The 21507-nt window shown below is 69.0% G+C and carries 16 protein-coding genes and 1 pseudogene; 6 read left to right on the top strand and 11 right to left on the bottom strand.

The genetic code is table 11. From position 1 onward, the window contains the following. Nucleotides 1-25 precede the first annotated feature (25 nt). Nucleotides 26-1093 carry a DNA polymerase IV gene (locus ACWF99_RS20010; RefSeq protein WP_452537070.1) on the bottom strand — a complete coding sequence of 356 codons (1068 nt, stop codon included), beginning with the start codon at nucleotides 1091-1093 and terminating at the stop codon, nucleotides 26-28. A gap of 72 nt (nucleotides 1094-1165) precedes the next feature. On the opposite strand from ACWF99_RS20010, the gene ACWF99_RS20005 reads away from it, so the two are divergent. Beyond that, nucleotides 1166-1729 (top strand): TetR/AcrR family transcriptional regulator, encoded by a 564-nt coding sequence (locus ACWF99_RS20005; RefSeq protein WP_452537069.1) that lies wholly within the window; start codon nucleotides 1166-1168, stop codon nucleotides 1727-1729. Nucleotides 1730-1770: 41 nt separating this feature from the next. Continuing rightward, a pseudogene (locus tag ACWF99_RS20000) lies at nucleotides 1771-2178 on the top strand (PaaI family thioesterase); the annotation flags it as partial. 234 nt (nucleotides 2179-2412) lie between these two features. Here ACWF99_RS20000 and lon read toward each other — a convergent pair. After that, a complete protein-coding gene (gene lon / locus ACWF99_RS19995; protein WP_452537068.1) occupies nucleotides 2413-4905 on the bottom strand; it encodes an endopeptidase La in 2493 nt (830 codons plus the stop codon). 188 nt (nucleotides 4906-5093) lie between these two features. Between lon and ACWF99_RS19990 the strand changes: the two genes are divergently transcribed. Both ACWF99_RS19990 and ACWF99_RS19985 read left to right on the top strand, forming a co-directional pair. Beyond that, nucleotides 5094-5501, top strand: a complete 408-nt coding sequence (locus ACWF99_RS19990) for a YciI family protein (RefSeq protein WP_378634754.1) — start codon at nucleotides 5094-5096, stop codon at nucleotides 5499-5501. Then, complete coding sequence (locus tag ACWF99_RS19985; protein ID WP_452537067.1) at nucleotides 5498-6640, top strand: RNA polymerase sigma factor; 1143 nt, start codon at nucleotides 5498-5500, stop codon at nucleotides 6638-6640. The genes ACWF99_RS19990 and ACWF99_RS19985 overlap by 4 nt, the downstream gene beginning before the upstream one ends. Before the next feature lie 100 nt (nucleotides 6641-6740). Here the strand turns inward: ACWF99_RS19985 and ACWF99_RS19980 are convergent, their stop codons facing one another. From ACWF99_RS19980 to ACWF99_RS19970, 3 genes are read right to left on the bottom strand one after another with little or no spacing between them, the layout of a single operon-like run. Further along, nucleotides 6741-7814 (bottom strand): DUF3068 domain-containing protein, encoded by a 1074-nt coding sequence (locus tag ACWF99_RS19980; RefSeq protein ID WP_378653613.1) that lies wholly within the window; start codon nucleotides 7812-7814, stop codon nucleotides 6741-6743. Next, a complete protein-coding gene (locus ACWF99_RS19975) occupies nucleotides 7811-7981 on the bottom strand; it encodes a DUF2613 domain-containing protein (RefSeq protein WP_082844323.1) in 171 nt (56 codons plus the stop codon). The genes ACWF99_RS19980 and ACWF99_RS19975 overlap by 4 nt, the downstream gene beginning before the upstream one ends. Nucleotides 7982-8012: 31 nt before the next feature. After that, the gene (locus ACWF99_RS19970) at nucleotides 8013-8792 is read right to left on the bottom strand and encodes an Rv1157c family protein (RefSeq protein WP_378634746.1); all 780 of its coding nucleotides are present in this window, start codon (nucleotides 8790-8792) and stop codon (nucleotides 8013-8015) included. 83 nt (nucleotides 8793-8875) lie between these two features. On the opposite strand from ACWF99_RS19970, the gene ACWF99_RS19965 reads away from it, so the two are divergent. After that, complete coding sequence (locus ACWF99_RS19965; RefSeq protein WP_378634743.1) at nucleotides 8876-9493, top strand: TetR/AcrR family transcriptional regulator; 618 nt, start codon at nucleotides 8876-8878, stop codon at nucleotides 9491-9493. 317 nt (nucleotides 9494-9810) lie between these two features. On the opposite strand, the gene ACWF99_RS19960 is transcribed toward ACWF99_RS19965, so the two are convergent. The 4 genes from ACWF99_RS19960 to ACWF99_RS19945 all read right to left on the bottom strand — a co-directional run bounded on the left by ACWF99_RS19960 (nucleotide 9811) and on the right by ACWF99_RS19945 (nucleotide 19109). Further along, the gene (locus ACWF99_RS19960) at nucleotides 9811-11538 is read right to left on the bottom strand and encodes a protein kinase domain-containing protein (RefSeq protein WP_452537066.1); all 1728 of its coding nucleotides are present in this window, start codon (nucleotides 11536-11538) and stop codon (nucleotides 9811-9813) included. Nucleotides 11539-11568: 30 nt separating this feature from the next. Next, complete coding sequence (locus ACWF99_RS19955) at nucleotides 11569-14400, bottom strand: hypothetical protein (RefSeq protein ID WP_452537065.1); 2832 nt, start codon at nucleotides 14398-14400, stop codon at nucleotides 11569-11571. Further along, nucleotides 14400-16196, bottom strand: coding sequence for an HSP90 family protein (locus ACWF99_RS19950; RefSeq protein WP_452537064.1), 1797 nt, complete (start codon nucleotides 16194-16196; stop codon nucleotides 14400-14402). Before ACWF99_RS19950 ends, ACWF99_RS19955 begins: the two co-directional genes overlap by 1 nt. Nucleotides 16197-16313: 117 nt before the next feature. Continuing rightward, entirely contained in the window at nucleotides 16314-19109 is a 2796-nt protein-coding gene (locus tag ACWF99_RS19945) for an ATP-binding protein (RefSeq protein ID WP_452537063.1), read from the bottom strand. Nucleotides 19110-19231: 122 nt separating this feature from the next. On the opposite strand from ACWF99_RS19945, the gene ACWF99_RS19940 reads away from it, so the two are divergent. Next, nucleotides 19232-19567: a hypothetical protein gene (locus tag ACWF99_RS19940; protein ID WP_452537062.1), complete on the top strand. Its 336-nt coding sequence runs from the start codon at nucleotides 19232-19234 to the stop codon at nucleotides 19565-19567. A gap of 106 nt (nucleotides 19568-19673) precedes the next feature. Here ACWF99_RS19940 and ACWF99_RS19935 read toward each other — a convergent pair whose 3' ends face one another. Beyond that, the gene (locus ACWF99_RS19935) at nucleotides 19674-20570 is read right to left on the bottom strand and encodes a hypothetical protein (protein ID WP_452537061.1); all 897 of its coding nucleotides are present in this window, start codon (nucleotides 20568-20570) and stop codon (nucleotides 19674-19676) included. A 4-nt stretch (nucleotides 20571-20574) separates the two neighbouring features. Beyond that, complete coding sequence (locus ACWF99_RS19930; RefSeq protein WP_452537060.1) at nucleotides 20575-21450, bottom strand: 3-hydroxyacyl-CoA dehydrogenase family protein; 876 nt, start codon at nucleotides 21448-21450, stop codon at nucleotides 20575-20577. Between the last annotated feature and the right edge of the window lie 57 nt (nucleotides 21451-21507).

The raw sequence follows: 21507 nt of genomic DNA, 5'->3' as shown, positions 1-21507 counted from the left end.
GCGAGCCCGCGGGGGAGGACCCACGTCACGGTGGGAGGAGTTCCAGGCGGACGCCGAGGAGGCGGATCGGGCGGTCCAGGTCGAAGCGGTCGATGATCGCCAGGGCGGTGTCGGTGATGGTGGTGATGTCGTCGGTGGGGGTGGGGAGTTTTTGCTGTTTGCTGCGGGTATAGAAGGTTTTCGTGCGGACGGTGACCGAGACCCGGGTGCTGACGCGGTGGTGTTCGCGCATCTCCTCGGCGACCTCGGTGGCGATGCGGGCGACCTCGCGGCGGATTTCCCCTGGGTCGGTGAGGTCGTGCGGGAAGGTCTCGGATCTGCTGCGGCCCACGGGGATTCGCGGGGTGGTGGAGAGTTCGGTGTCACCCTTGCCGTGGCCGAGGACCCACAGGTAGGGGCCGGTGCTCGGGCCGAACTCGGCGGCCAGGCGCGCGCGGTCGGCGGACATGAGATCGGCGACCGTGGTGATGTCGAGGTCGGCCAGGCGGTGGGCGATGCGGGCACCGACGCCCCAGAGCGCGTCGGTGGGGCGGTGGCCCATGAGTTCGGTCCAGTTGGCGGCGGTGAGCTCGAAGATGCCGGTGGCGGCGCCGGGGTCGTGCTCGGGTTCGGCGGAGGTCTTGCCGGTGGACTTGGCGAAACCGGTGGCCAGCTTCGCGGTGAGCTTGTTGTCGCCGATGCCGACCGCGCACGTGAGGCCGAGTTCGATGATGGCGGTACGGATTTCGGCGGCCAGCTGCCACGGATCGCCGTCGGTGGCGACGAACGCCTCGTCCATCCCCCAGACCTCGACCGCGCCGGCCACCCGGCCCAGCGTCGCCATGATCTCTTCGGAGGCCACCTCGTAGGCGGCCATGTCGACCGGCAGGAAAACACCCTCCGGACACTTGCGCTGCGCCATTCTCAACGCCATCCCCGCACGCACACCGTAGGCCCTCGCGGGATAAGAAGCGCAGGTCACGACCTTGCGTGGCTGCGCGGGATCACCCTCGCCGCCGACGATCACCGGCCGGCCGCGCAGCTCAGGGCGACGCCGGAATTCCACCGCCGCCTGGAACTGGTCGAGATCCACATGCAGGAGCCACCGGGGCACAGGTCCGTCTTACCGCATCGCACCGACACATCGACTCTTGCCACGCCAGCCGGACCGAACTAAATTCTGTATATGGAGATGCGAGATCGGCTGCTGCTGGCCGCGGAGCGGCAGTTCGCCGAACGCGGTGTCCTCGATGCCACCCTGAGCGATATCCGCGCCGCAGCCGATGCCAGCGTCGGCGCGCTGTACCACCACTTTCCGGACAAGTCCGACCTCTATCGACAGGTCTGGGTGGCCGCGCTCACCGACTACCAGCAACACTTCTGGAATGCCGTCGCCGACAGTCCCGACGCGCGCGCCGGCGTCGAATCCGGGGTGCGTGCGCACCTGCGGTGGGTGCACGAATATCAATATCGCGCAACGGTTCTCATGGGTTCGCGGCCGCCCGGTGTACGGGAGAGCGAGCGCAATGTGGAGTTCCTCACGGCCGTCCGGCGGTGGTGGCGCACGCACGCGGGATACGGCGCGGTGCGTGACCTGGAACTCGATCTCGTCTACGCGCTGTGGCTCGGTGCGGCACAGGAATACTCCCGCCAATGGCTTGGTGGCAATATCCGTACCGCGCCAACCGATGTCGCCCCCGAGCTCGCCGCCGCCGCGTGGGCGACACTGCGGGCCGACGGCACCGAATAGTCACCATGCAGGGCCACGCAACTCGAAGAACGGAACACCCGATGCCGACCGAAGCTTCCACCCTCGACCTCGACCTGGCGCGCCAGGTACTAGCCGCGCAGCCGTTCGCCCGTCTGGTCGGCACCGAGCTCACCGAATTCGGTGATGGCGCAGCCACTCTCATCATCGACATCCAGCCCGAACACGGCCAGCAGTTCGGCTTCGTGCACGGCGGGGTACTCGCCTACGCCGCCGACAACGCCCTCACCTTCGCCGCGGGCACCGTCCTGGGCCCCAACGTCCTCACCGGCGGCTTCACCATCACCTACCTGCGCCCCGCCCAGGGCGAGCGCCTGCGCGTGCACGCCACCGTCCTCGGCGCCACCCGCCGCCAGGCCGTCACCCACTGCGACGTGTACGCCGAGACCGAGGGCGAGGAACCTGTCCTCTGCGCGGTCGCCCAGGGCACCACCCGCCGCGTCGAGAAGGACCTCGCCCCCGCCACCGAGGAAGACGCGGACGGTTTCGACGACGACGACCTCGACGATGACCTCGACGACGACCTCGACGACCAGGACAACTACGACACCGACCAACTCGCCGTGGTCACCGTCGCAGGCCCGATGCTGCCGCCGACCGTCAGCCGCTAGCCGGACACGGTAACGGGCCGTACACAGCTGTGCACGGCCCGTTGACGGCGGGGATCAGGCGCTGACGGCGAAGGTCTTGCCGTCGGCGGCGGGTTCGGCGATCGGCTCGATCGCGTAGGCCAGGATGTCTGCCACGTCGGCGACGGGGCGGACGTTCAAAGCGGACAGCACTTCCGCCGGGACTTCGTCCAGGTCCGGTTCGTTGCGGGCCGGGATGAAGACGGTCTTCAGGCCGGCTCGCTGAGCGGCGAGCAGCTTCTGCTTCACCCCGCCGATCGGCAGGACGCTGCCGTTGAGGGTGACCTCGCCGGTCATCCCGACATCGCCGCGAACCGGGCGACCGAGGGCCAGCGACACCAGGGCGGTGACCATGGTGACGCCTGCCGAAGGTCCGTCCTTGGGGACCGCACCCGCGGGGAAGTGGATGTGGATGTTGCGGTCGAGGACCTTCGGCTCGATACCGATCTCCTCCAGGTGCGAACGGACGTAGGTGAGCGCGATCTGAGCGGATTCCTTCATCACGTCACCGAGCTGGCCGGTGAGGGTGAGAGAACGCTCGCCCTCGGCGCCGTTGGCCTCGATGTAGAGGACATCGCCGCCCGCACCGGTCACCGCGAGGCCCGTCGCCACGCCCGGGACGGAGGTGCGCTCCATCGAGTCCGGGGTGAAGCGGGGACGCCCGAGGTAGTCGGTGAGGTTGTCGAGGTCGACCACCAGGCTCGTCACCTGACCGACCGGCTGCGGACCGGCGGCGATGTCGATGTCGATGACGTTGTCGTAGCCGAGTCCGGGGTCGTACCCGAGCACCGCGCCCTCGCCCAGCGCGCCCTTGTCGACGAGCGGGGCGTCCACGGCAGCGTCGCCGACGCTCGCGGCGTCGCCCGTCACCAGACGAGTCGCCGCCTTGCGCAGGGCTTTTGCCACCAGGCGCTCCATTTGACGCACACCCGCCTCCCGGGTGTAGTTCGCCGCGATCTCGCGCAAGGCCGCGTCGGTGATCGACACCTCTTCCGCGGTCAGCGCGTTGCGCTCGAGCTGGCGGGGAACCAGGAAGTCGCGCGCGATCGCCACCTTGTCTGCCTCGGTGTAGCCGTCGACGGTGATGAGCTCCATACGGTCCAGCAGGGGGCCGGGAATGGTGTCCATGACGTTGGCGGTCGCGATGAAGAGGACATTCGACAGGTCCAGGTCCAGGTCCAGGTAGTGGTCGCGGAAGGTGTGGTTCTGCGCGGGGTCGAGGACCTCGAGCAGGGCCGCCGCCGGATCACCACGGAAGTCGGAGCCGACCTTGTCGATCTCGTCCAGCAGGACAACGGGATTCATCGAACCCGCCTCCTTCACCGCACGCACGATCCGGCCCGGCAGCGCGCCGACGTAGGTGCGACGGTGGCCACGGATCTCGGCCTCGTCGCGCACGCCGCCGAGGGCGACACGAACGAACTTGCGGCCCAGAGCCTTTGCGACCGATTCACCCAGCGAGGTCTTGCCGACACCGGGGGGACCCACCAGCACGAGCACCGCGCCGGACCCGCGTCCACCCACGACCTCGAGACCGCGCGCGGCCCGCCGCGTTCGCACCGCCAGGTACTCGACCATCCGGTCCTTCACCTCGTCGAGGCCGTGGTGATCGGCGTCGAGCACCGCACGAGCGGCCGAGACATCGGTGCTGTCCTCGGTTTTCACCGTCCACGGCAGATCGAGCACGGTGTCGAGCCAGGTACGGATCCAGCCCGATTCCGGGCTCTGGTCGCTGGCGCGCTCCAGCCGGCCGACCTCGCGCAGCGCCTCGGCGCGCACGTTCTCGGGCAGGTCCGCGTTCTCCACGCGGGTGCGGTAGTCGTCGGCGCCGTCGGGTTCGTCCTCACCGAGTTCCTTGCGGATGGCGTTGAGCTGCTGACGCAGCAGGAACTCGCGCTGACTCTTCTCCATGCCGTCGCGGACGTCCTCGGAGATCTTGTCGGTGACCTCCACCTCGGCGATGTGGTCCTTGATCCAGTCGATCTGCTTGGTCAGCCGCACCGCGACATCGGGGGTCTCGAGCAGTTCGCGCTTCTGGTCATCGGACAGGTACGGCGCGTAGCCCGCGGTGTCGGCGATGGCCTCTACGTCGTCGAGCTGGTTGACGATGTCGATGATCTGCCAGGCCTCACGCCGCTGCAGCACGGCGACGACCAGCTTCTTGTACTCGGCGGCGAGCTCGGTGGTCCGCTCGTCGGGCTCGACCGCTTCGACGAGTTCGGCCTCCACCCACAGCGCGGCGCCCGGCCCGGTGACGCCGTGCCCGATCCGGGCGCGGCGCTCGGCCTTCAACACGGCGGCGGGCGCGCCGCCGCGCATCCGGCCGACCTGTTCGATGGTGGCGACGACGCCGTAGGACGCGTAGCCCTCGTCGAGGCGCGGCGCGACCAGCACCGAACCGGTTTTGGCCGCCTGGGCGGCGTCGATGGCGGCCTGCGCGGATTCGTCCAATTCGATGGGCACGACCATGCCCGGCAGCACGATCGGATCGGTCAGGAACAGCACCGGCAGGTTCTGAGCTGAAGTCATGTCGACCCTTCCAAAGTTGAGCTTTGCTGACTCAACATGGACCCCCGGCGGTTTGTTCCTGCAGGTGGCGCCGTTCACTCACGGCGAAAATAATCGGCCGAGATTCTTGTGCGGCCGATGTCGAGAACGCGTGGGTGGCTCCGTCCCAGGGGTACAACCCACACAGCACACGAACCGAGGAGAACATCATGGCCAAGTACCTGCTGCTCAAGCACTACCGTGGCGCTCCCGCGTCCGTCAACGACGTGCCGATGGATCAGTGGACGCCCGAGGAGGTGACCGCGCACGTGCGGTACATGCAGGATTTCGCGACACGGCTGCAATCGACCGGCGAGTACGTCGACAGTCAGGCGCTGACCACGCAGGGCACGTTCGTCCGCTCCGACGGCGAGGGGCGCCCGCCGGTCACCGACGGGCCGTTCGCGGAGACCAAGGACCTGATCGCCGGCTGGATGATCATCGACGTCGACACCTACGACCGGGCGCTCGAGCTGGCAGGGGAGCTGTCCGCGGCACCGGGGGCGGGCGGGAAGCCGGTGCAGGAGTGGCTCGAACTGCGGCCGTTCTACGCGGAATTGCCCACGGTGACCGAATGAACGAAGCGCTGGTGCGCGAACTCGTCCCCGCGGTGATCGGGATCCTCGTCCGCCGCGGGGCCGAGTTCGCCGCGGCGGAGGACGCGGTACAGGAAGCGCTGATCCGGGCGCTGGAAACCTGGCCCGACGATCCACCGCGCGATGCGAAAGGCTGGCTCGTCGCCGTCGCCTGGCGAAAATTCATCGACGCGACGCGCGCCGAAACGTCCCGGCGTGGGCGTGAATTCGCGGTCGACGCCGAGCCCGAAGCCGGCCCGGTGCCCGCCACGGACGACACGCTGTGGCTGTATTTCCTGTGCGCGCATCCCGCGTTGTCGCCGGGCTCGGCCGTCGCGCTGACCTTGCGTGCGGTCGGCGGCCTGACGACCCGGCAGATCGCGACGGCCTACCTGGTTCCGGAATCGACTATGGCGCAACGGATCAGCCGGGCCAAGAAGCGGATCACGGGCTTACCGCTCGACCGTCCCAGCGATCCGGCAACGGTGCTGCGGGTGCTCTACCTCGTCTTCAACGAGGGCTACAGCGGCGACATCGACCTGGCCGCCGAAGCCATCCGCCTCACCCGCCAGCTCGCCACCTCGACCGGCGAACCCGAGGTCTCGGGGCTGCTCGCGCTGATGCTGCTGCACCACGCCCGCCGGGCGTCGCGCACCGAGGGCGGGCGCTTGATTCCGCTCGCCGAACAGGACCGATCCCGGTGGGACACACACCTTATCGCCGAGGGCGTGACGATCCTGCAAGCCGCGCTGGCCCGTGACCGCCTCGGCGAATACCAGGCCCAAGCCGCGATCGCGGCCCTGCACGCGGACGCGCCGAGCACCGCCGAAACGGACTGGATACAGATCGTGGAGTGGTACGACGAACTACTGCTTCTCACCGACAGCCCGGTGGTGCGCCTGAATCGCGCGGTCGCGGTCGGCGAGGCCGACGGCCCCCGAGCCGGCCTGGCCGCTCTCGCCGATCTCGACCCGGAACTACCGCGCCACAGCGCATCCCGGGCCTACCTCCTCGAACGGGCGGGCGAACTCGACGAGGCCGCGACCCTGTACGCCGCGGCGGCCCGCGCGGCCACCACAGTTCTCGAGCGCGACCATCTCACTCGCGAGGCGGCCCGGGTTCGGCAGTTACCGCGACCCTGAATCCGATTGCCGCGCGGTCGCACCGGGGAAACCGGCCCGCAAAACAGCTCGGCCTCCCCCGGGTTGAGGACCGGGGGAGGCCGAGTTGTGGACAGGTGGCTTACAGGTTCGAGGAACGAATCCGCTCGGTCGGGGGATCGAACGGACGGCCCGAGGTGGAGCCCGAGCTCAGGAATCCGAGGACCGCGCCGCCGATGAGGAAGATGGCGGCGAGGATGCCCAGGATGATCGGCAGGGTCTTGCCGTACAGGTCGAGCTTGTCGAGGCTCTCCTGGGTGACGGCCATCTGGGCTTCGATGGTCTCTTCGTCGAAGACGAGGTGCGACTTCAGGATGTTGACGTCCACCTGCCCGGCGCTACGGCCGTAGTACATGTGGAGGTTCTCGCCACCCTTGAGAACCGCGCCGGTCCTCGGCTCCACCCACACGTCGCGGGTGTTGGTGTAGAAGCGCGTCATGGTGACCGGCTCGGTGCCCTCGAGGCCCCACTTGGCGGCGGGCAGGGCGAGCTGGTGGGACGGGTGCTTGACGACGTCCCACATGTTCGTCACCGGGATGGTCTGCCGGAAGTGGTAGACCGGCACGCCGTTGATCTCCGACTCCTCGATGAAATCGATGTCGTAGGTGGCGCGGGCGTTGAGGTCGAAGTACGGGTACGACTTCTTCTCGGTGCCGATCGGGAAGCGGTACTGCAGGCCGCGCCGCTGCGACTCGGTGGGGATCGCGGCGCCCGACTTGGGGTCTTGAGCCACGGCGATCGAACCGTTGGGCGAGGCGTCGATCGGCGCGCCGGTGACGCGGTCGATGGTGACGCGGTCGACCGAGGCGGTGAGCAGGCCGTCCTTGGGATCCTGGTCGTCGCGACGCAGGGTCTGGCCGGCCTGGACGGTCATCTCGTCGGCGTCGGAGGGCTCCTCGACCGTCAGGAAGCGCTGGGAAACGAGCGGCACATTGGTGTTCACCTTGGCCGCGCCCTCGGTCGCGGTGAGCGACTTCGCGTCCAGCACGAGGCTTTCCTCGCCGGGCACGCTCTTGGCGACCGTGGTGATGCGCAGGTCGAGCGGGGTCTTGGCGACCTTGCCGACCGTGTAGGTAGGAATCATGACCGCGGCCGCGAGCAGCAGCGCGCCGAGACCGACGAGGATGCAGGCGATGAGCCTGCGTACGTTGCTCATCGCGAGCCGTACTGCACGTTGCCGAGCAGCGACGAGCCCGGGTCACCGGACTCCTCGGGCGCGGGGATCGAATTCTGTTGCGCGCCCGCGGTGATGCCGAGTACGGCAATCACCCCGATGACCGCGCCGGCCAGGCCGCTGACCAGGCCGGGGACGACAAACTTCATAGATCGAACTCCAATTGCGTGGTGCGAGGACTCAGCCGACGGAGAAGAAACCGAGGGTCGGGGCGAACGAGCAGGTGCGGTCACCGTCGGCGGTGGCCGTGGTGAGCGAGCCGGTGATCACTGCCGCGACCCGGCCGGGACCGGTGTCGGCGATAGCGGTGAGAGTGGCCGGGCCGTCGGCGTTGATGCCCGCCTCGGTGGTGAGCGGCTGGGTACCGGTGCGACGGTTGTCGAGGTTGACCCACTGCACCGTCATCGGCGGATTCTGCACGACCGTGGCGGTCTTCGTGCCGAGCGCGGTGAAGACGAAGCCGGTCTGGCCCGCGGCCGGTCCGGGCGGCGGCAGCGTCGCCGGGCCGGGGACCGCCAGCGCGGTGCCGACGGAATCCGACGTCGGGCCGATGCAGCCCTTGCCGATGGTCGGGTAGAGGAACTGCGCGATGCGCGGACCGTCCGAAGGCGGCAATTCGGGACCGCCGCCGCCACTGCCGTCGAGGAAGGTGATGACCTTTTCGAGGGTGGCCTTGACCTGCGCCGGGATGCCGGGGGTGGCCAGCAGCACGCGCGCCTGGGCCAGGATCGCGGCCTGTCCGCCGTCGGCGATGGGGCCGGGGGCGGAGATCGCGCCTACGATCGTCGGAGCCAGCGCGGCGAGCGTCTCGGAGGGGACGTTCTCGGCGATGGCGGGGACGCTCGGCTGCGTCGCGGCGGACTGCGGGGCAGCCATCGTGGGCGTGGGTGCCACGAGTGCCGCACCCGCCGCTAGTACGAGGGCGGACAATGCGGTCCGCGATGCTCGGGTGCTCAGCACTGGTCGGCCGTCCTTTGTTCGGTGGATAGATGAAGCGACCCGGAAAGGTCAGTGTTATCCCGGGTTTCAGATACTTTGGAGAGGTGACTACAGCGGACAGGCGGTATGGGGGTCGTACGGTCGTCGCGCGAAAAGCCGAACGACGACTGCGATTCCTGGAAGCAGCGACGCAAATCTTCGCGGAACGTGGCTACGCCACGTGCTCGCTCGCCGAGGTGTGCGCGGCAGCCGGGCTGTCCAAGCGGCAGTTCTACGAGGAGTTCGAAACTCGTGAAGACGTGCTGGTAGCGGCCTACGACCGGATCCAGGACGACGCGGCGGCCGCGGTCGGCACCGCGCTGGTCGCGCTCGGCTCGACCGATCCGCAGCTCGCGTTGCGGGCCGGCTTCGGCGCGTACCTGGAGTCGCTCGGGTCCGACCCGTATCGCGCGCAGGTGGCGCTGATCGAGGTGGTCGGGGTGAGCGATCGGATGGAGACCCATCGCCGGACCCGCAGGCACGCCTGGTCCGCACTGATCGAGGGGGCGCTGGAGCGAGTGGGGGTGCGCCTGCGCGGCGACGCCGAGCTGACCACCGCGCTGATCACGGGCGCGGTCACCGGCGTGGCGCACGAATGGCTGCTGCGCGAGTCGCGTCCGCCCGTCGACGAGCTGGTCGATCTGCTCACCGGCGCGGCCCTGGCGCTGGTCACGTTCGACTGACATCAGGGCAGCCTTCGAGGCGGTGGCAACTCTGCTCACCTGCCGCCCGCTCAATCGACTCCCTTTCCCGACATTGTGAGACCGACTGGCTTCACAGTGTGGGCGAGAGTTTGACATATTAGTGACCCAGATCGCAACGGGAGAGTTTGCGAGACCGACGTTACCTGCGGGTATGGATTGACAGCGCAGCCCGTCAGCGGCGCGACACCGCGTTTCACGTAGAGGTTTGCTACTGGACGAACGACCGGGTGCACCTGCGCCGCGGGCATCGCGGGCTATCCGGTAGCAACCTGTTCCAGTTCGGTCGGAGCGCATCGTCAGCCCTTCCGCAGGGTGCCGGCGATGGTGCCGCCGAGGACACCCGGGGTTCGATAGGCCAGCGTGCCGTCGGGTTGCAGAGTGACCGTCGAGGTAGCCCCCTCGTCGAAGCATCCGCTACCAGCGGTGAGTCTGGCCCGGAAGGTGAGGCGCTGCGCGGTGGCCTCGGTGAGGGTTTCCGCACGGCCACAGCGGTCGCGGGACACGGCGCCGGTGTTGGCCGAGGTCGCGAGTTCCTGACCGACCGCACCCGCGGCGATGGTGAGTTCGATGTCGAACTGGACCGGGCCGTCGGCGGCACGGCCCTTCCAGGTGCCGACGAACTCGGCCGGGACGGAGGCCGCGCCCGATCCGGTGGCAGTCGAGCTGGGTGCGGTCTCGGTCGAGCTGGGGGCGGTCTCGGTCGAGCTCGAAGCGACGGAGGTCGAGGCGGCGGTGGTGCTCGATCCGGTGCCGCCGGTGGACCCGGCATTCAGTTGGGTCCCGATCAGATAGGCGCCACCCGCCACCGCCACCGCCACCATCGCGGACGCGGCGATCAGCAGAGTCCGGGTTCGTCGCGACGCGGTGGCACGTGCCGGCGCGGGCGGCGGGCGACCGGTGAACGTGTCGGCGGAATTGTGCGCGACCACAAAGGGCGGCGGGGTGAATTCGCCGGGCTGTCCATAGGGAGTCGGCGGCGATCCGCTGGTGACGGTCGGTCCGTGCGGTCTCGAGGAGCCGGTCGGAGAGACCTGCGCCGGGTTCGCGGCCGGCAGGTTCGGTACCGAAGTGCCGGTCGACCAGCCTGGTGCGGAAATCGCGGCGGCATCGAGCTGCGATGCGCCGGGTGGGTCGGCAGGATCGAAATCCAGGTCGAGCAGCCGGACGGCGCTGGTACTGATGTGCGCGACGACTTGTGGCGGCAGCCAACCGGTTCGTTCGGCAGTGCCGATGTGGGCCAGTTCCGAAAGGACCTGTTCCGGGGTCGGTCTGGCAGCGGGGTCTTTGGCCAAGCAGGACGAGACGAGCGGTCGCAGGGCGGAAGGAAGAGCCTCGAGACGGGGTTCCTCGTACACGATGCGCCAGAGCATCTGCATCACCTCGGCCGTGCCGAAGGGGCCGTGACCCGCGGCGGCGAAGGTGAGGACGCCGCCGAGGGCGAAGACATCGCAGGCGGGACTGAGGGTTTCGCCGCTCACCTGCTCGGGGCACATGAAACCCGGTGAGCCGAGGAACTTTCCGGTGGTGGTGAGGGCGGAATCCGCGATCACCCTGGCAATGCCGAAATCGATCACCTTGGGGCCGTCGATCGCGAGCATCACGTTCGAGGGCTTCAGGTCGCGGTGCACGATGCCTGCCGCGTGCACCGCCACGAGCGCTTCGGCGAGCCCGTGTGCCAACGCCAGCAGCGTGGGCTCGGCGAACGGCCCGAACTGGGTTACCGCGTCGGTCAACGAGATCCCGGCGACATAGCCAGTGGCCAGCCACGGCGCCCGCGCATCGACATCGGCGTCGAGCACCGGCGCGGTGTAGGCGCCGCCGACGCGCTGAGCCGCCGCGACCTCACGACGGAACCTCGCACGGAACTCCGCATCGATCAGATCCGGGCGGATCACCTTCACGGCGACCGTGCGCCCGCCCGGATTCCGGCCCAGATACACCTTGCCCATGCCCCCGGCACCCAGCACGCCCAGCAGTCGGTAGTCGCCGATCCGCCGAGGATCGTTCGGGTCGAGCGGTTGCATCGCGGGTGGTTCCTTCGGATCAGGGGCGCGTCAGGCGAGCTGGGCTCGGGTCTCGGCCAGCAGTTCCGACAGCATCGGCTTGGCGGCGTGGTCGTCGGCCAATTCCGCGACGGCCTCGGTGAGGATCTTCTCGGCTTCGGTGGGGCGGTTCAGCTCGATGAGGAGTACGGCGCGCTCGTAGTCGGAACGGATGGCCTGGTCGCCTGCCTCGATGGCGCGGAAGCCCGCCGCGGCGGCGTCTGCGCGCGGAAGTGCCTCGTCGGGGCGTTGCGCGCGACGCAGGATCCGGGCGGCGTTGTGGTTGTGCCGGGCTGTGTGCCAGGTGAGCAGTTCGGTGTCCGGGTGGGCGGTGGCGAGCTTCGCGATCGCTTCGTCGGAGGCCGTGACGGCCGTGATCGCGGCGGCGGAGTCGCCGGTCCAGTGCAGCGACAGCGCGGCGCTGTAGCGGCAGTACGCGACGCGCACCGGATCACCGAATCTCTCGGCGACCTCGGCGGCCAGCGCGTAGCGTTCGGCGGCCTCGGCATCGCGATCGAGCACGTCGAGCAGATCGGCGGTCTCGACGAGGGCATGGGATTCGCCGCCGAGATTGCCGGTGGCACGGTCGAATTCGATGATCTCGTCGAGGACGGTGAGTGCCTGTTCGTCCTCATCCAGCCGGCGATGCAGATCGACCAGCAGGAAGCGGCAGGTCCTGGCCTGCTCGACGGCCCCGGCGCGCTCCAGCCCGGCGATCGCCTCTTCGGCCTGGTCGGCGGCGTCGAGCAACTGGCCGACGGCGCGGTAGGCGACAGCCAGATCCCAGTGCACGTACGGCACCTGCGAACTACCTGCCGCGATACCGACCGCGATGGCGGTCAACAGCTCGCTGACTGCCTCCTCGTGCCTGTTCAGGTGGATGAGCAGGGCACCGCGCCGGGCGTGCACGATGAGGCGCACGCTGTCGGGGAAGTCGGCGTCGACCAGCCGAACCGCCTCATCGATCATCTCCAGCGCCGCGGTCGAATCGCCCGCGTCGAGGTGAATTCCGGAAAGGTACTGGGCCACATCGGCTACCCGCCACGCCTGACCGGTCCGGCGATACGCCGCGACGGCTTCCTGTCCCGCCGCTGCCGCGTCGGCGAGTTCAGCATTGTTCTGGTGCAAATACATTCGGTGCCGGGCGACATCACCGAGCAGGATGTCCTCGCCCGCCTCGGCGGCGTCGGCCGCGGCCCGGTCGAGCAACGCCGGTAGCTCGGCGGCATCGCCATCGGACAGCTCGCCGCGATCGAACAGTGCGAACATGCCGCCGGAAAGCCTCAGCGTCGCAGCCGCTCTCGTCCGCGGTTCCGGCGAATTCGCCAGGTGCGACAGGGAATCGCGCAGCAGCTCGAGAGCTTCCGCCACGTCGCCGTGTCTACTGAGGAGCAGGCCGAGCCGGCCCAGGTCGGATTGACGGCGATCCTGCTCGCCTGTCGCGGCGAATAACTCTGCCGCCCGGCGTAACAGCGATTCGGCATGATCGTGATCGGTCGTCCGCAAGGCCGCGCCGGCCAGCACGGAGGCGCGTCGCCCGGCCAGACTCGGATCGCCAGGCTCCGGCTCGGCCGCCAACCGCTCTGCCAGGGCCCATATCTCGGCGTGCGCGTACTGTGTGGTCGCCTGTTCCGCGCGCTCGATCAGTTCGAGGGTGGTGAGCTCGGGGATCTCGACCGCCGCGGCCGCCGGACCCCGCTCGACCGGCACCCGGTGCGCGGCGGCCGCGGACAGCGGCAGGTAGTCGACGATCGGCCGGCTCGCCAGCTTCTGGTGGACCGATGCCGTCTGGTGGTCGGTGCCGTTGCGGTGATCGAAGCGGGCGGCGATGGCCAGTGCCTCGTCGGTGAGCTCCACCAGCATCGCGCGCGCGGTGGATTCGGCGGCGGGGCGATCGGCGGCGGCCGGGCGGCGGAGCAACGTATCACCGTTGCCCGCATCGACGAGGGTGCGCAGGAGCAGCGCCGCGCAGGTCAGGAAGGCGAGCGCGTCCTTCGGGCTCGGCGCGCGATCGAGCCAGGAGAAATGGCGGTCGAGCAGTTCCAGGCCGCGCACCTGATTGCCCGACAGCGCGCAGAACTCGAGGTGGTCGCCGATCGCGGCGAGGTCCTGCGGCTTGGTGCGCAGCAGGCGGTAGGAGCGGCGGTGCGCGCTGCGCGCCTCGTCGAGCTGACCGGTGCGCAGGTAGGGCAGCAGCAGTTCGGTCAGGATGAGCTGCGGTTGCTCGGAACAGCCGAGTTCACCAGCGAGGACCGGAGCGGCCAGCTCGACGGCTTCGATGTCGCGGCCCTGGCTCGCCAGCCAGGCGACCCGGTTGGTGGGGTCACAGCCTTCACAATCGGAGTTCTCGTCACGAGGTGTGGTGCACCACCTTTCGTACCACTCGGCGGCCGCGTCGAGATCGCCGATGTGAACCGCCACCCGATGCCGACGGCCGTACACCGCGTTCAGGCTCTGACCCTCGACCCGATAGCGCCGTTCCATCTGATCGAGAGCGGCCAGCGCCCGATCCATCGGTACCTCGGGGAATTTCGTCATCGCGCCCACCGCGGTCTTGAACTTCCATCGCAGCGACGGCGCCACCCACGACTCGTGGGCGCCGGGGTCGCGATCGTATTCGGCCAGGCAGCGGGCGAACGGGACGAACAATTTGGCCGGGCTCATCCCGTGGCCGTACGCGTCGACCATCGCCATGCGCACGTGGAACGCGAGCTCGGTGTGCGCGCCCGCCTCCGCGTGCCGCAGCACCTGTTCCAGCAGTGCGTCTTTAGCGTCACCGTAGGGCATGTCGTAGGCCTGGAACAGCAGCCGTTGCAGGTCGTCGGGGGTGTTGGCGTCGGACATCAGAGCTCTCCCCGGGGATCGTGAACCGCCCAGTCGAGCAACCCGACGAATGATTTGTTCAGCAGCGCGGTGTCGACCGGCCGCATCGGGTGCTGGCCCAGCAGCAGCGCCTGACTGTAGAGCGCCTCGACCGCCGTGGTGACCAAACGGGCGTCGGCGAGCCCGGTGATGCGGCGTACCAGCGGATTCCGGTAGTTGAGCACGAGCTGCGGACGGTCGCCCGCCTGGTCGGTATCGAAGGCGCCCAGAACATCGGCCCACAGTTCGTCGGCGACCTCGCGGGTGGCGCGCAGTTCGGCGCGATGCTGGGCATCGCGGTCGAGCAGATACAGCGCGGCCAGCGACGGCGGATCGAAAGTGCGCAGTACCACTTCACATTCGAGGCGGTCGAGCACCCGCTGGGCGGTGGTCAGGAAGGGCCGAAGCGCCAGCTCGGTCGCCGGATCGACGAGGTCGAAATGGGTGGCCAGTTCGGCGGGATCCAAACGGCGCACCCGGATCTCGGGATCGATCGCGGGCAAGCGCTCGAGAATATCGGTGATGTAGGAGTAGCCGCCGTTCACCAGGCCGATGCCCGCGGCGCTCGCCACCGCGGCGAGCTGGCGGAACTCCTCCACCGACGGGGTGTAGCGGACCTCGCCGAAACGGCGGCGGAATTCGGCGAGCGGGATCTGGCCCGCGTTGGTCTCCACCGGCAACCAGCGGTCGACCAGGCGCAACATGTCGTCGTCGTGCAGGGCGAGGGCCTTCACGCCGAGATCGTGAATACGCAGGAACCGGTGCAGCGCGGACGGGTCGGAGGTGGACAGTTCCACCAGCCAGTCCCTGATCCGGCCGCCGAGCGCTTCCCTCGTGCTCTCCAGCAGGTCGTCCTCGTAGAGGGCTTCGCGGCTCGCGGTGGGGCGCAGCTCGGTGGTGTCGACCACGCAGCGGACGAAGAAGGCCCAGTCGGGCAGCAGGCCGGTGACGCTCTCCGCCAGCAGCATTCGCTTCAGATACACGCGGTGTCCGACCTTCGCCGCCGGGTTGACCGGCTGCGGAAGCACGAAAGCCACACCGCTGACACCGGATTCGGCGCACGCGAGATCGAAGGTGGCGAACGGGGTGAAACCGAAGGTGTCCTCCGCGTACGCGGCGAGCGCGTTCGTGCGGTCCGAAGGGGTGGGGTGGGTTGCGCGCCACGGGACTTCGGGCTCGGTGATCGGCTGACCGTCGACGGTGACCTCGAACGGCAGCAGGCTACCGAACAGCCGCGCCAGCTCGACGACGGTCGTCGGGGTGAGCCACTGCTCGGCGCCGCGGCGGGGCGCGAGGATCACGGTGGTGCCGGGTTCGTCGCGTTCCCGCGCGGCGGGCTCGACGCGGTAGCGGCCGTCGGCGAAACCGGTCCAGCGCACGGTCGGGCCGCCGCGCGCGGACCGGGTGAGAACCTCGGCCTCGTCCGCGACCAGGAAGCACGACAGCAGGCCGATGCCGAACTGGCCGAGGAACTCGTGCCGGGCGAAGCCGAGGTCGTCGCGCTTGCCGCTGCGGCCGATCGTGGCGAGGAAGGTGTGCACCTCGGCCTCGGTCAGGCCGACACCGCTGTCATGGACACGGATGGTGCCGTCACCGGTGCTCGCGGGCGTCTCGATCCTCACCTGCGCGCGAGCCTGTGGGTCGAGGGCGTGGCGGGCGGTGATGGCGTCGACCGCGTTCTGCAGCAACTCGCGGACGTAGACCCGTGGACTGCCGTATAGGTGATGGCTGAGCAGGTCGACGATGCCCCGCAAGTCGACCTGGAATACCTGCTCCACCGGGGTTCCCTCCCAAAACGCTGACCATCCGCTGGGTCACTGTAACTGGATCTCCGGCGGCTGGCGCCGCAGTTCTTCGCGCTCTGCTGCGCCGGGAACCCGGCGGCCGGGGTGCGGTCAGTGGGAACCTCGGGTGAGCTCGGTGCGGTTGGTGACGGCGAGTTTGGCGAGAATGTTGCGGACGTGGGTTTCCACCGTGCGCTCGGAAAGGACCAGGTGGGTCGCGATTTCCCGGTTGGTGAGGCCGGTGGCGACGAGGTCGTGCACTTCGCGTTCGCGGCGGGTCAGTGGGTCGGCGGTGCGGGTGGCGGTGGCGATGCCGGCGAGCAGGGCGTCGGCCGCGCGCAGGCGGTGTGGCATGTCGAGGCGGCGGAAGGCGGCGGCGGCCCGGTCGGCGGCTTCGCGGGCGGCGGGGAGGTCGCCACGGGCGAGGAGAGTGCGGGCCAGGCCGAGGTGGCCGAGGGCGACGAAGGGGCGGGCCCCGATCGCGGTGTCCATCGTCAGGCCCTGGTGGTAGAGGTCGACGGCGGCGTCGAGATGGCCTGCGACGCGGGCGTTGTCGGCGCGGATCCGCGCGATCGAACCCACACAGATGAGCGCACCCGTGCCGTCGGCGGCGTAGTGGTGTTCGCGGCCGCGGAAGGCCCGGAAGACGCGGTCGGCCGTCTCGGCGTCGTCGAGGAATTCGGCCACGATGCCCACCGAATACACCGTGCCGGACCAGCGCGGGCCGATCTCGAGGGTGTCGGGCAGCAGGCGGAACGGCGCGAACAGGGCCTTCGCCTCCTCGAGATCGCCTGCCATCGCGTGCAGCATCGGGGCGAACAGCTGGGCGATCGTGATCTTCGGGGCGAAGGCCAGCGAAGCCAGCGCCGCGGTGAGCTCGTCGCGGTCGATATGACCGACGATCACGGCGTACATGCCACGGAAGGCGTGGTGCAGGCCGGCGAGGGAGTAGTCGCCGATGCCGACCGCCAGTTCGTGGGCGGCGGTGTCGAAGGCGAGGGCGGCGGGGAAGTCGCCGACCAGGGCCGCGCGGGTGGCCCGCAGGCGCAACAGGTGCCAGCGGGCGATCGGGAGGCGGCGGCGGTCGGCGAGGAGTTCGATGTGGTCGAGGGCGTTGTCGAAGGCGAGCAGGTCGCCGCGTTGCAGGGCCGCGTCAGCTGTCCACACGTATCCCCAGAGTTGTGCCAGCGGCTGCTCGGCGTCGGCCGCGATCTCGATCGCCTTGGCCGCGAGCGCCGTTCGCTCCGCCAGGAAGTCCACGGCCGCGAGAGAGAGGTGGCGGGCGTGGATCGCGTCGAGGACGACGTCGGGATCGGTGGACCGTTCGGCGGCGCGCATGGCCCGGTCGGAGAGTTCCCTTGCCCGCGCACCCGCGCCGCGGTCGGCGGCCGACAGGGCGCGCTGCGCGAGGATGCGGGCGATCAGGTCGGGATGCTTCTCGGGTTCGAGCAGTCGTAATGCCTTGCCGCAGAGCGTATCCAGTCGCGTCATCACGGTCGGGGTGGTGACGCCCTGCACCACCAGGCCGGCTTCCGCGAGCAGGTCGGGGCGGTCTGCTCGTTCGGCCGACGCGCCCGCCTCGACGCAGTGGTCGAGGCTCGTGGCCACCCAACCGGCGGCGAACTCGTCGCGCGCCAGCTCGATCAGCAGCTCGGCGCGCTCGGCATCGGACGCGGTGACGCCCGCGGCATCGATGGCCCACTGCCCGAATCGGATTGCCTCGGCATAGGCGGCACTCGCGCGGGCCGATCGTGCGGCCCGGCGAGACCAATGGCGACCTGACGGCGAGTCCGCACAGCCGCTCGCCTGCCGCCAGTGGGTCGCGATCGCCCCCGCCACCGCCGAATCCGGGCCACCTCGCCCACTCAGTACCTCAGCTGCCGCACGGTGACAGGCCGCTCGCCGCGAGGGGGCGAGGTCGGCGTACACGGCATCGCGTACCAAAGCGTGTGTGAAACCCGTTGTGTCGTCGGCGAAACGACGGACGATTCCGGCCGCGGATGCCGCATCGAGGGCCACCGTCACCGCATCGGAAGCCGGAACGGCCTCCGGCAGCAGCACCGATCCGTAGACCTGCGCCAGCAATTCGGTATCGATGCGTTCGCCGAGCACGCTCGCCGCACCGAGAACCTCGATGGCCATGGGATCGATACGGTCGAGCTGGGCGAGGATCAGGCGACGGATTCCGGGGACCGACAGGAGTGGGTCCTCGCCGGTGCCCATGTCGGCATCGATGACCAGGCGGACCAGCAGGGGAGTACCGCCGGTGCGCTCGTGCACGCGGTGCGCGAGATCCGGGGTGAGGCCGCGCTGTTCGAGCCAGTAGCGGACCTCGTGTTCGGAAAGTCCTGGTACCGGCAGGGATTGGAAGTGCGGCAGCCGCAGCCAGTCGGGCTGGTCGGCGAGCAGGGTTTCGCCCATCGGTTCGCGGGCGGTGGCGACGATGAGCACCTTGGTGCGCGGCGTTTCGGTCGCCACGTGGGTGAGCAGCGCCAGCGACGTGGGATCGGACCAGTGCAGATCCTCGAGCACCAGCAGCAAACCCGACGGCGCGGCGGCCGCGACGAGGACATCAGCGACCTCGGTGAACATCCGGAAGCGCTGGGCGGCGGGCCCGCCACCGGGTTCGGTGACAGTATCGAGGGCGGCGGCCAGTTCGGGGAGCTCGCGCGCGGCCCGGCGCCACGGCCACAGCGGCGGCATCCCCGCGTCGTCGAGGGCACTGCCGCGGGCAACCCGCAATCCCGCCTCGGCGGCCAGCGTGCCGACATGCTCGGCCAACCACGATTTGCCGATCCCCGCCGTGCCGCTGACCAGCACGAATCTGCCCGCACCCGAGGCCGCGGCCATGACGGCGGCGCGCAGGCGGGCGATCTCCTCATGCCGTCCGACGGCCGGAGTCTGCACCGCATCAGTATCTCGCGCGGGCGCGAGTTCAGTACTGCGAATACGTACCGGCACTGATCCGCGCGACGCCGTTCGGCGCGACGCTTGATCTATCCGATTCCCCCAGTTCAGGAGATGAAATCATGTACGCACATGTCGTCTGGTTCGACCAGCCACGCACGGCGACCGAACTCGCCGCCGTCGACTTCGCCAATGCCAACCGCATCGAGCCCGCCGTCGCGGGAGTGCCGGGGCTGCTCGACTTCTACGAACTGCGCCGCGCCGACGGCTCCGGAATCGTGATCGGCATCGCCGAGACCGAGGAAGCCCTGCACGCGGTGCGCGAGGCGATCCTGGCCACCGAACTGCTGCCGGGGGAGGACCCCGCGCTGCTGCCCGGCCCCGACCAGGTGGAGATCTGCCCGGTACTCACCCACCGCGACCGGGCCGCCATCTACGCCAGGGCGGCAGTGTCATGAACCTGATCCTGCTGGGCAGCCGGATGCCCGTCGGCCGGTGTGTCGGCCTCGCCGTGCAAGCCGTCCTGCGGCCGGCGGTTCCCGCCCCCGAGCAGAAACCGCGGCGCTACAGGTCGGCCAGCGCGATACCGGTGAGCGGGCTGCCGATCCGGACCAGGTCGGTATCGGTACCGGTGCCGACGTCGACCAGGCGGATCGTGCCGCCGAGATCGCTCACATAGAAGCGGGAATCGAAACCGGTGACGCCGATCGCCTCGCGGTAGCCGGTGGAGATGATCGCCGGGGTGCCGACCTCCGGCTGGACCTTGGCCTCGTACAGCGCGTTGCCGTGGGGGGCGGCACCGCGGTCGGTCCAGACGAGATCGCCGACACCGTGGAGTTCGACATCGATCGGCTCGGGCAGGTTCTCCCAGAGCAGCTCGATATCGGTGCGGGCGGCCGGATCCGCGCCGGGGGGCAGATCCATCCGAGTGCGGAAGATCCGGCCCTCGCCGCCCTTGGCCGCGCCCTTCTGAGTCCAGTAGAGCAGGCGGCGGTCGAGGTCGAGGCAGATGCCGACGCACCAGTTGCGCGGGAGGTAGGCGTCGGCATCGCCCTCGCCGGTCACCACGAGGGCGTGCAGGTCGTCACCGTTCAGATCACAGGTGAGAACCTGCATGCCCTCGCGATCACACCAATACAGCCTGCCCCCTTCGAAATCGGCGGCGAGCTGTTTACCGGTGGTGAAGGCGCCGATCGGGACGATCGTGGTGCGGTTGCCGCCGTCGAGGTCGACCCGTTCGATGGAACCGTTGCGGGAGAAGAACTCCGGTTCGATGCCCGGCTCCGGCCGCGCGTCGGGGGTGCCCATGTTGGTCCAATAGATATGGCCACGCAATTTGTCGACGACGACACCGTCGGGAAATCGATCGAGGCCGTCGACCACGGTGCGCACGTGTTTGCCGTCCAGCGAAATGGCGTGCATCGCACCTGCTTTGAGGTCCAACGCCACTATCTCGGTCACGGGCTCAGTCCTGCTTCGGCTTCGGGTAGTCGTCGTAGAAACCCTCACCCGACTTCACTCCGAGTTTGCCCGCGTCGACATATTTCTTCAGCAGCTCGACCGGCCCCTTCGGCAGGTTCGGGTTCTCCTGCTCGTAGTGCTTCTCGATATCGAGCACCACATCCAGGCCCACCTGGTCCATCATCCGGAACGGACCCGCCTTGGTGCCGAAATTCCGCATGAACATCTCGTCGACATCATGGGGAATCGACACACCCTCGTGAACCACCTCGAGCGACTCGCGCTTGATGGCGGCCCAGATGCGGTTGAAGATGAAGCCGGTCGACTCCTTGCGCACCAGGTACGGGTGCAGGCCGTACTCCGGGAAGGTCTTCAGGACGAAGTCGAGGACGTCTCGGGACGTGTGACCGTCCGACATCACGTCGAGCACCGTCGACTGCGGCGGCATATAGAAGTGGGTGTTGAGCATCCGGTCGTTGGTCTTCAAACCCTCGGTGAACAACCGGCTCGCGTACGACGACGAGTTCGAGGCGACGATCGCATCGGCATCGGCATCGGCATCGAGCTGGGCGAAGACCTTCTTCTTCAGGTCGAGGATCTCCGGCACCGCCTCGACCACCAGCCACGCGCCCTTCACGCCGATCGCCTGATCGGGCACATACTCCGCGGTGCCCGGCTTGCCGTCGGGCACCGTGGCGGCCACCTCGGGCAGCTGTTTCTCCACGAAGGCCACAGCCGCGTTGCCGACCTCGCCGGCGGGATCGATGATGCGCACCTCGCCGCCCCTGGTGGCGAACATCAGGGCGATCCGTCTGCCCAGGGTGCCACCACCGATCACCGCGACCGGACGCTCGAAATGATTCTTCGGAACATTGCTCACAGCGACTCCCTTTGCACAGGCGACGGGGAAGAACTCAGTGACGCAGACAACAGCCTT

The organism is Nocardia sp. NPDC055002 (assembly GCF_053608825.1).
The sequence above is the reverse complement of the archived record's forward strand: the minus strand, read 5'-3'. Positions and strand labels throughout refer to the sequence as shown.

Coding starts and splice junctions, on each gene's coding strand:
- ACWF99_RS20005 (WP_452537069.1), top strand. CDS start 1,166: ATGGAGATGCGAGATCGGCTGCTGCTGGCCGCGGAGCGGCAGTTCGCC.
- ACWF99_RS19990 (WP_378634754.1), top strand. CDS start 5,094: ATGGCCAAGTACCTGCTGCTCAAGCACTACCGTGGCGCTCCCGCGTCC.
- ACWF99_RS19960 (WP_452537066.1), bottom strand. CDS start 11,538: ATGCAACCGCTCGACCCGAACGATCCTCGGCGGATCGGCGACTACCGA.
- ACWF99_RS19955 (WP_452537065.1), bottom strand. CDS start 14,400: ATGTCCGACGCCAACACCCCCGACGACCTGCAACGGCTGCTGTTCCAG.
- ACWF99_RS19985 (WP_452537067.1), top strand. CDS start 5,498: ATGAACGAAGCGCTGGTGCGCGAACTCGTCCCCGCGGTGATCGGGATC.
- ACWF99_RS19980 (WP_378653613.1), bottom strand. CDS start 7,814: ATGAGCAACGTACGCAGGCTCATCGCCTGCATCCTCGTCGGTCTCGGC.
- ACWF99_RS19975 (WP_082844323.1), bottom strand. CDS start 7,981: ATGAAGTTTGTCGTCCCCGGCCTGGTCAGCGGCCTGGCCGGCGCGGTC.
- ACWF99_RS19940 (WP_452537062.1), top strand. CDS start 19,232: ATGTACGCACATGTCGTCTGGTTCGACCAGCCACGCACGGCGACCGAA.
- lon (WP_452537068.1), bottom strand. CDS start 4,905: ATGACTTCAGCTCAGAACCTGCCGGTGCTGTTCCTGACCGATCCGATC.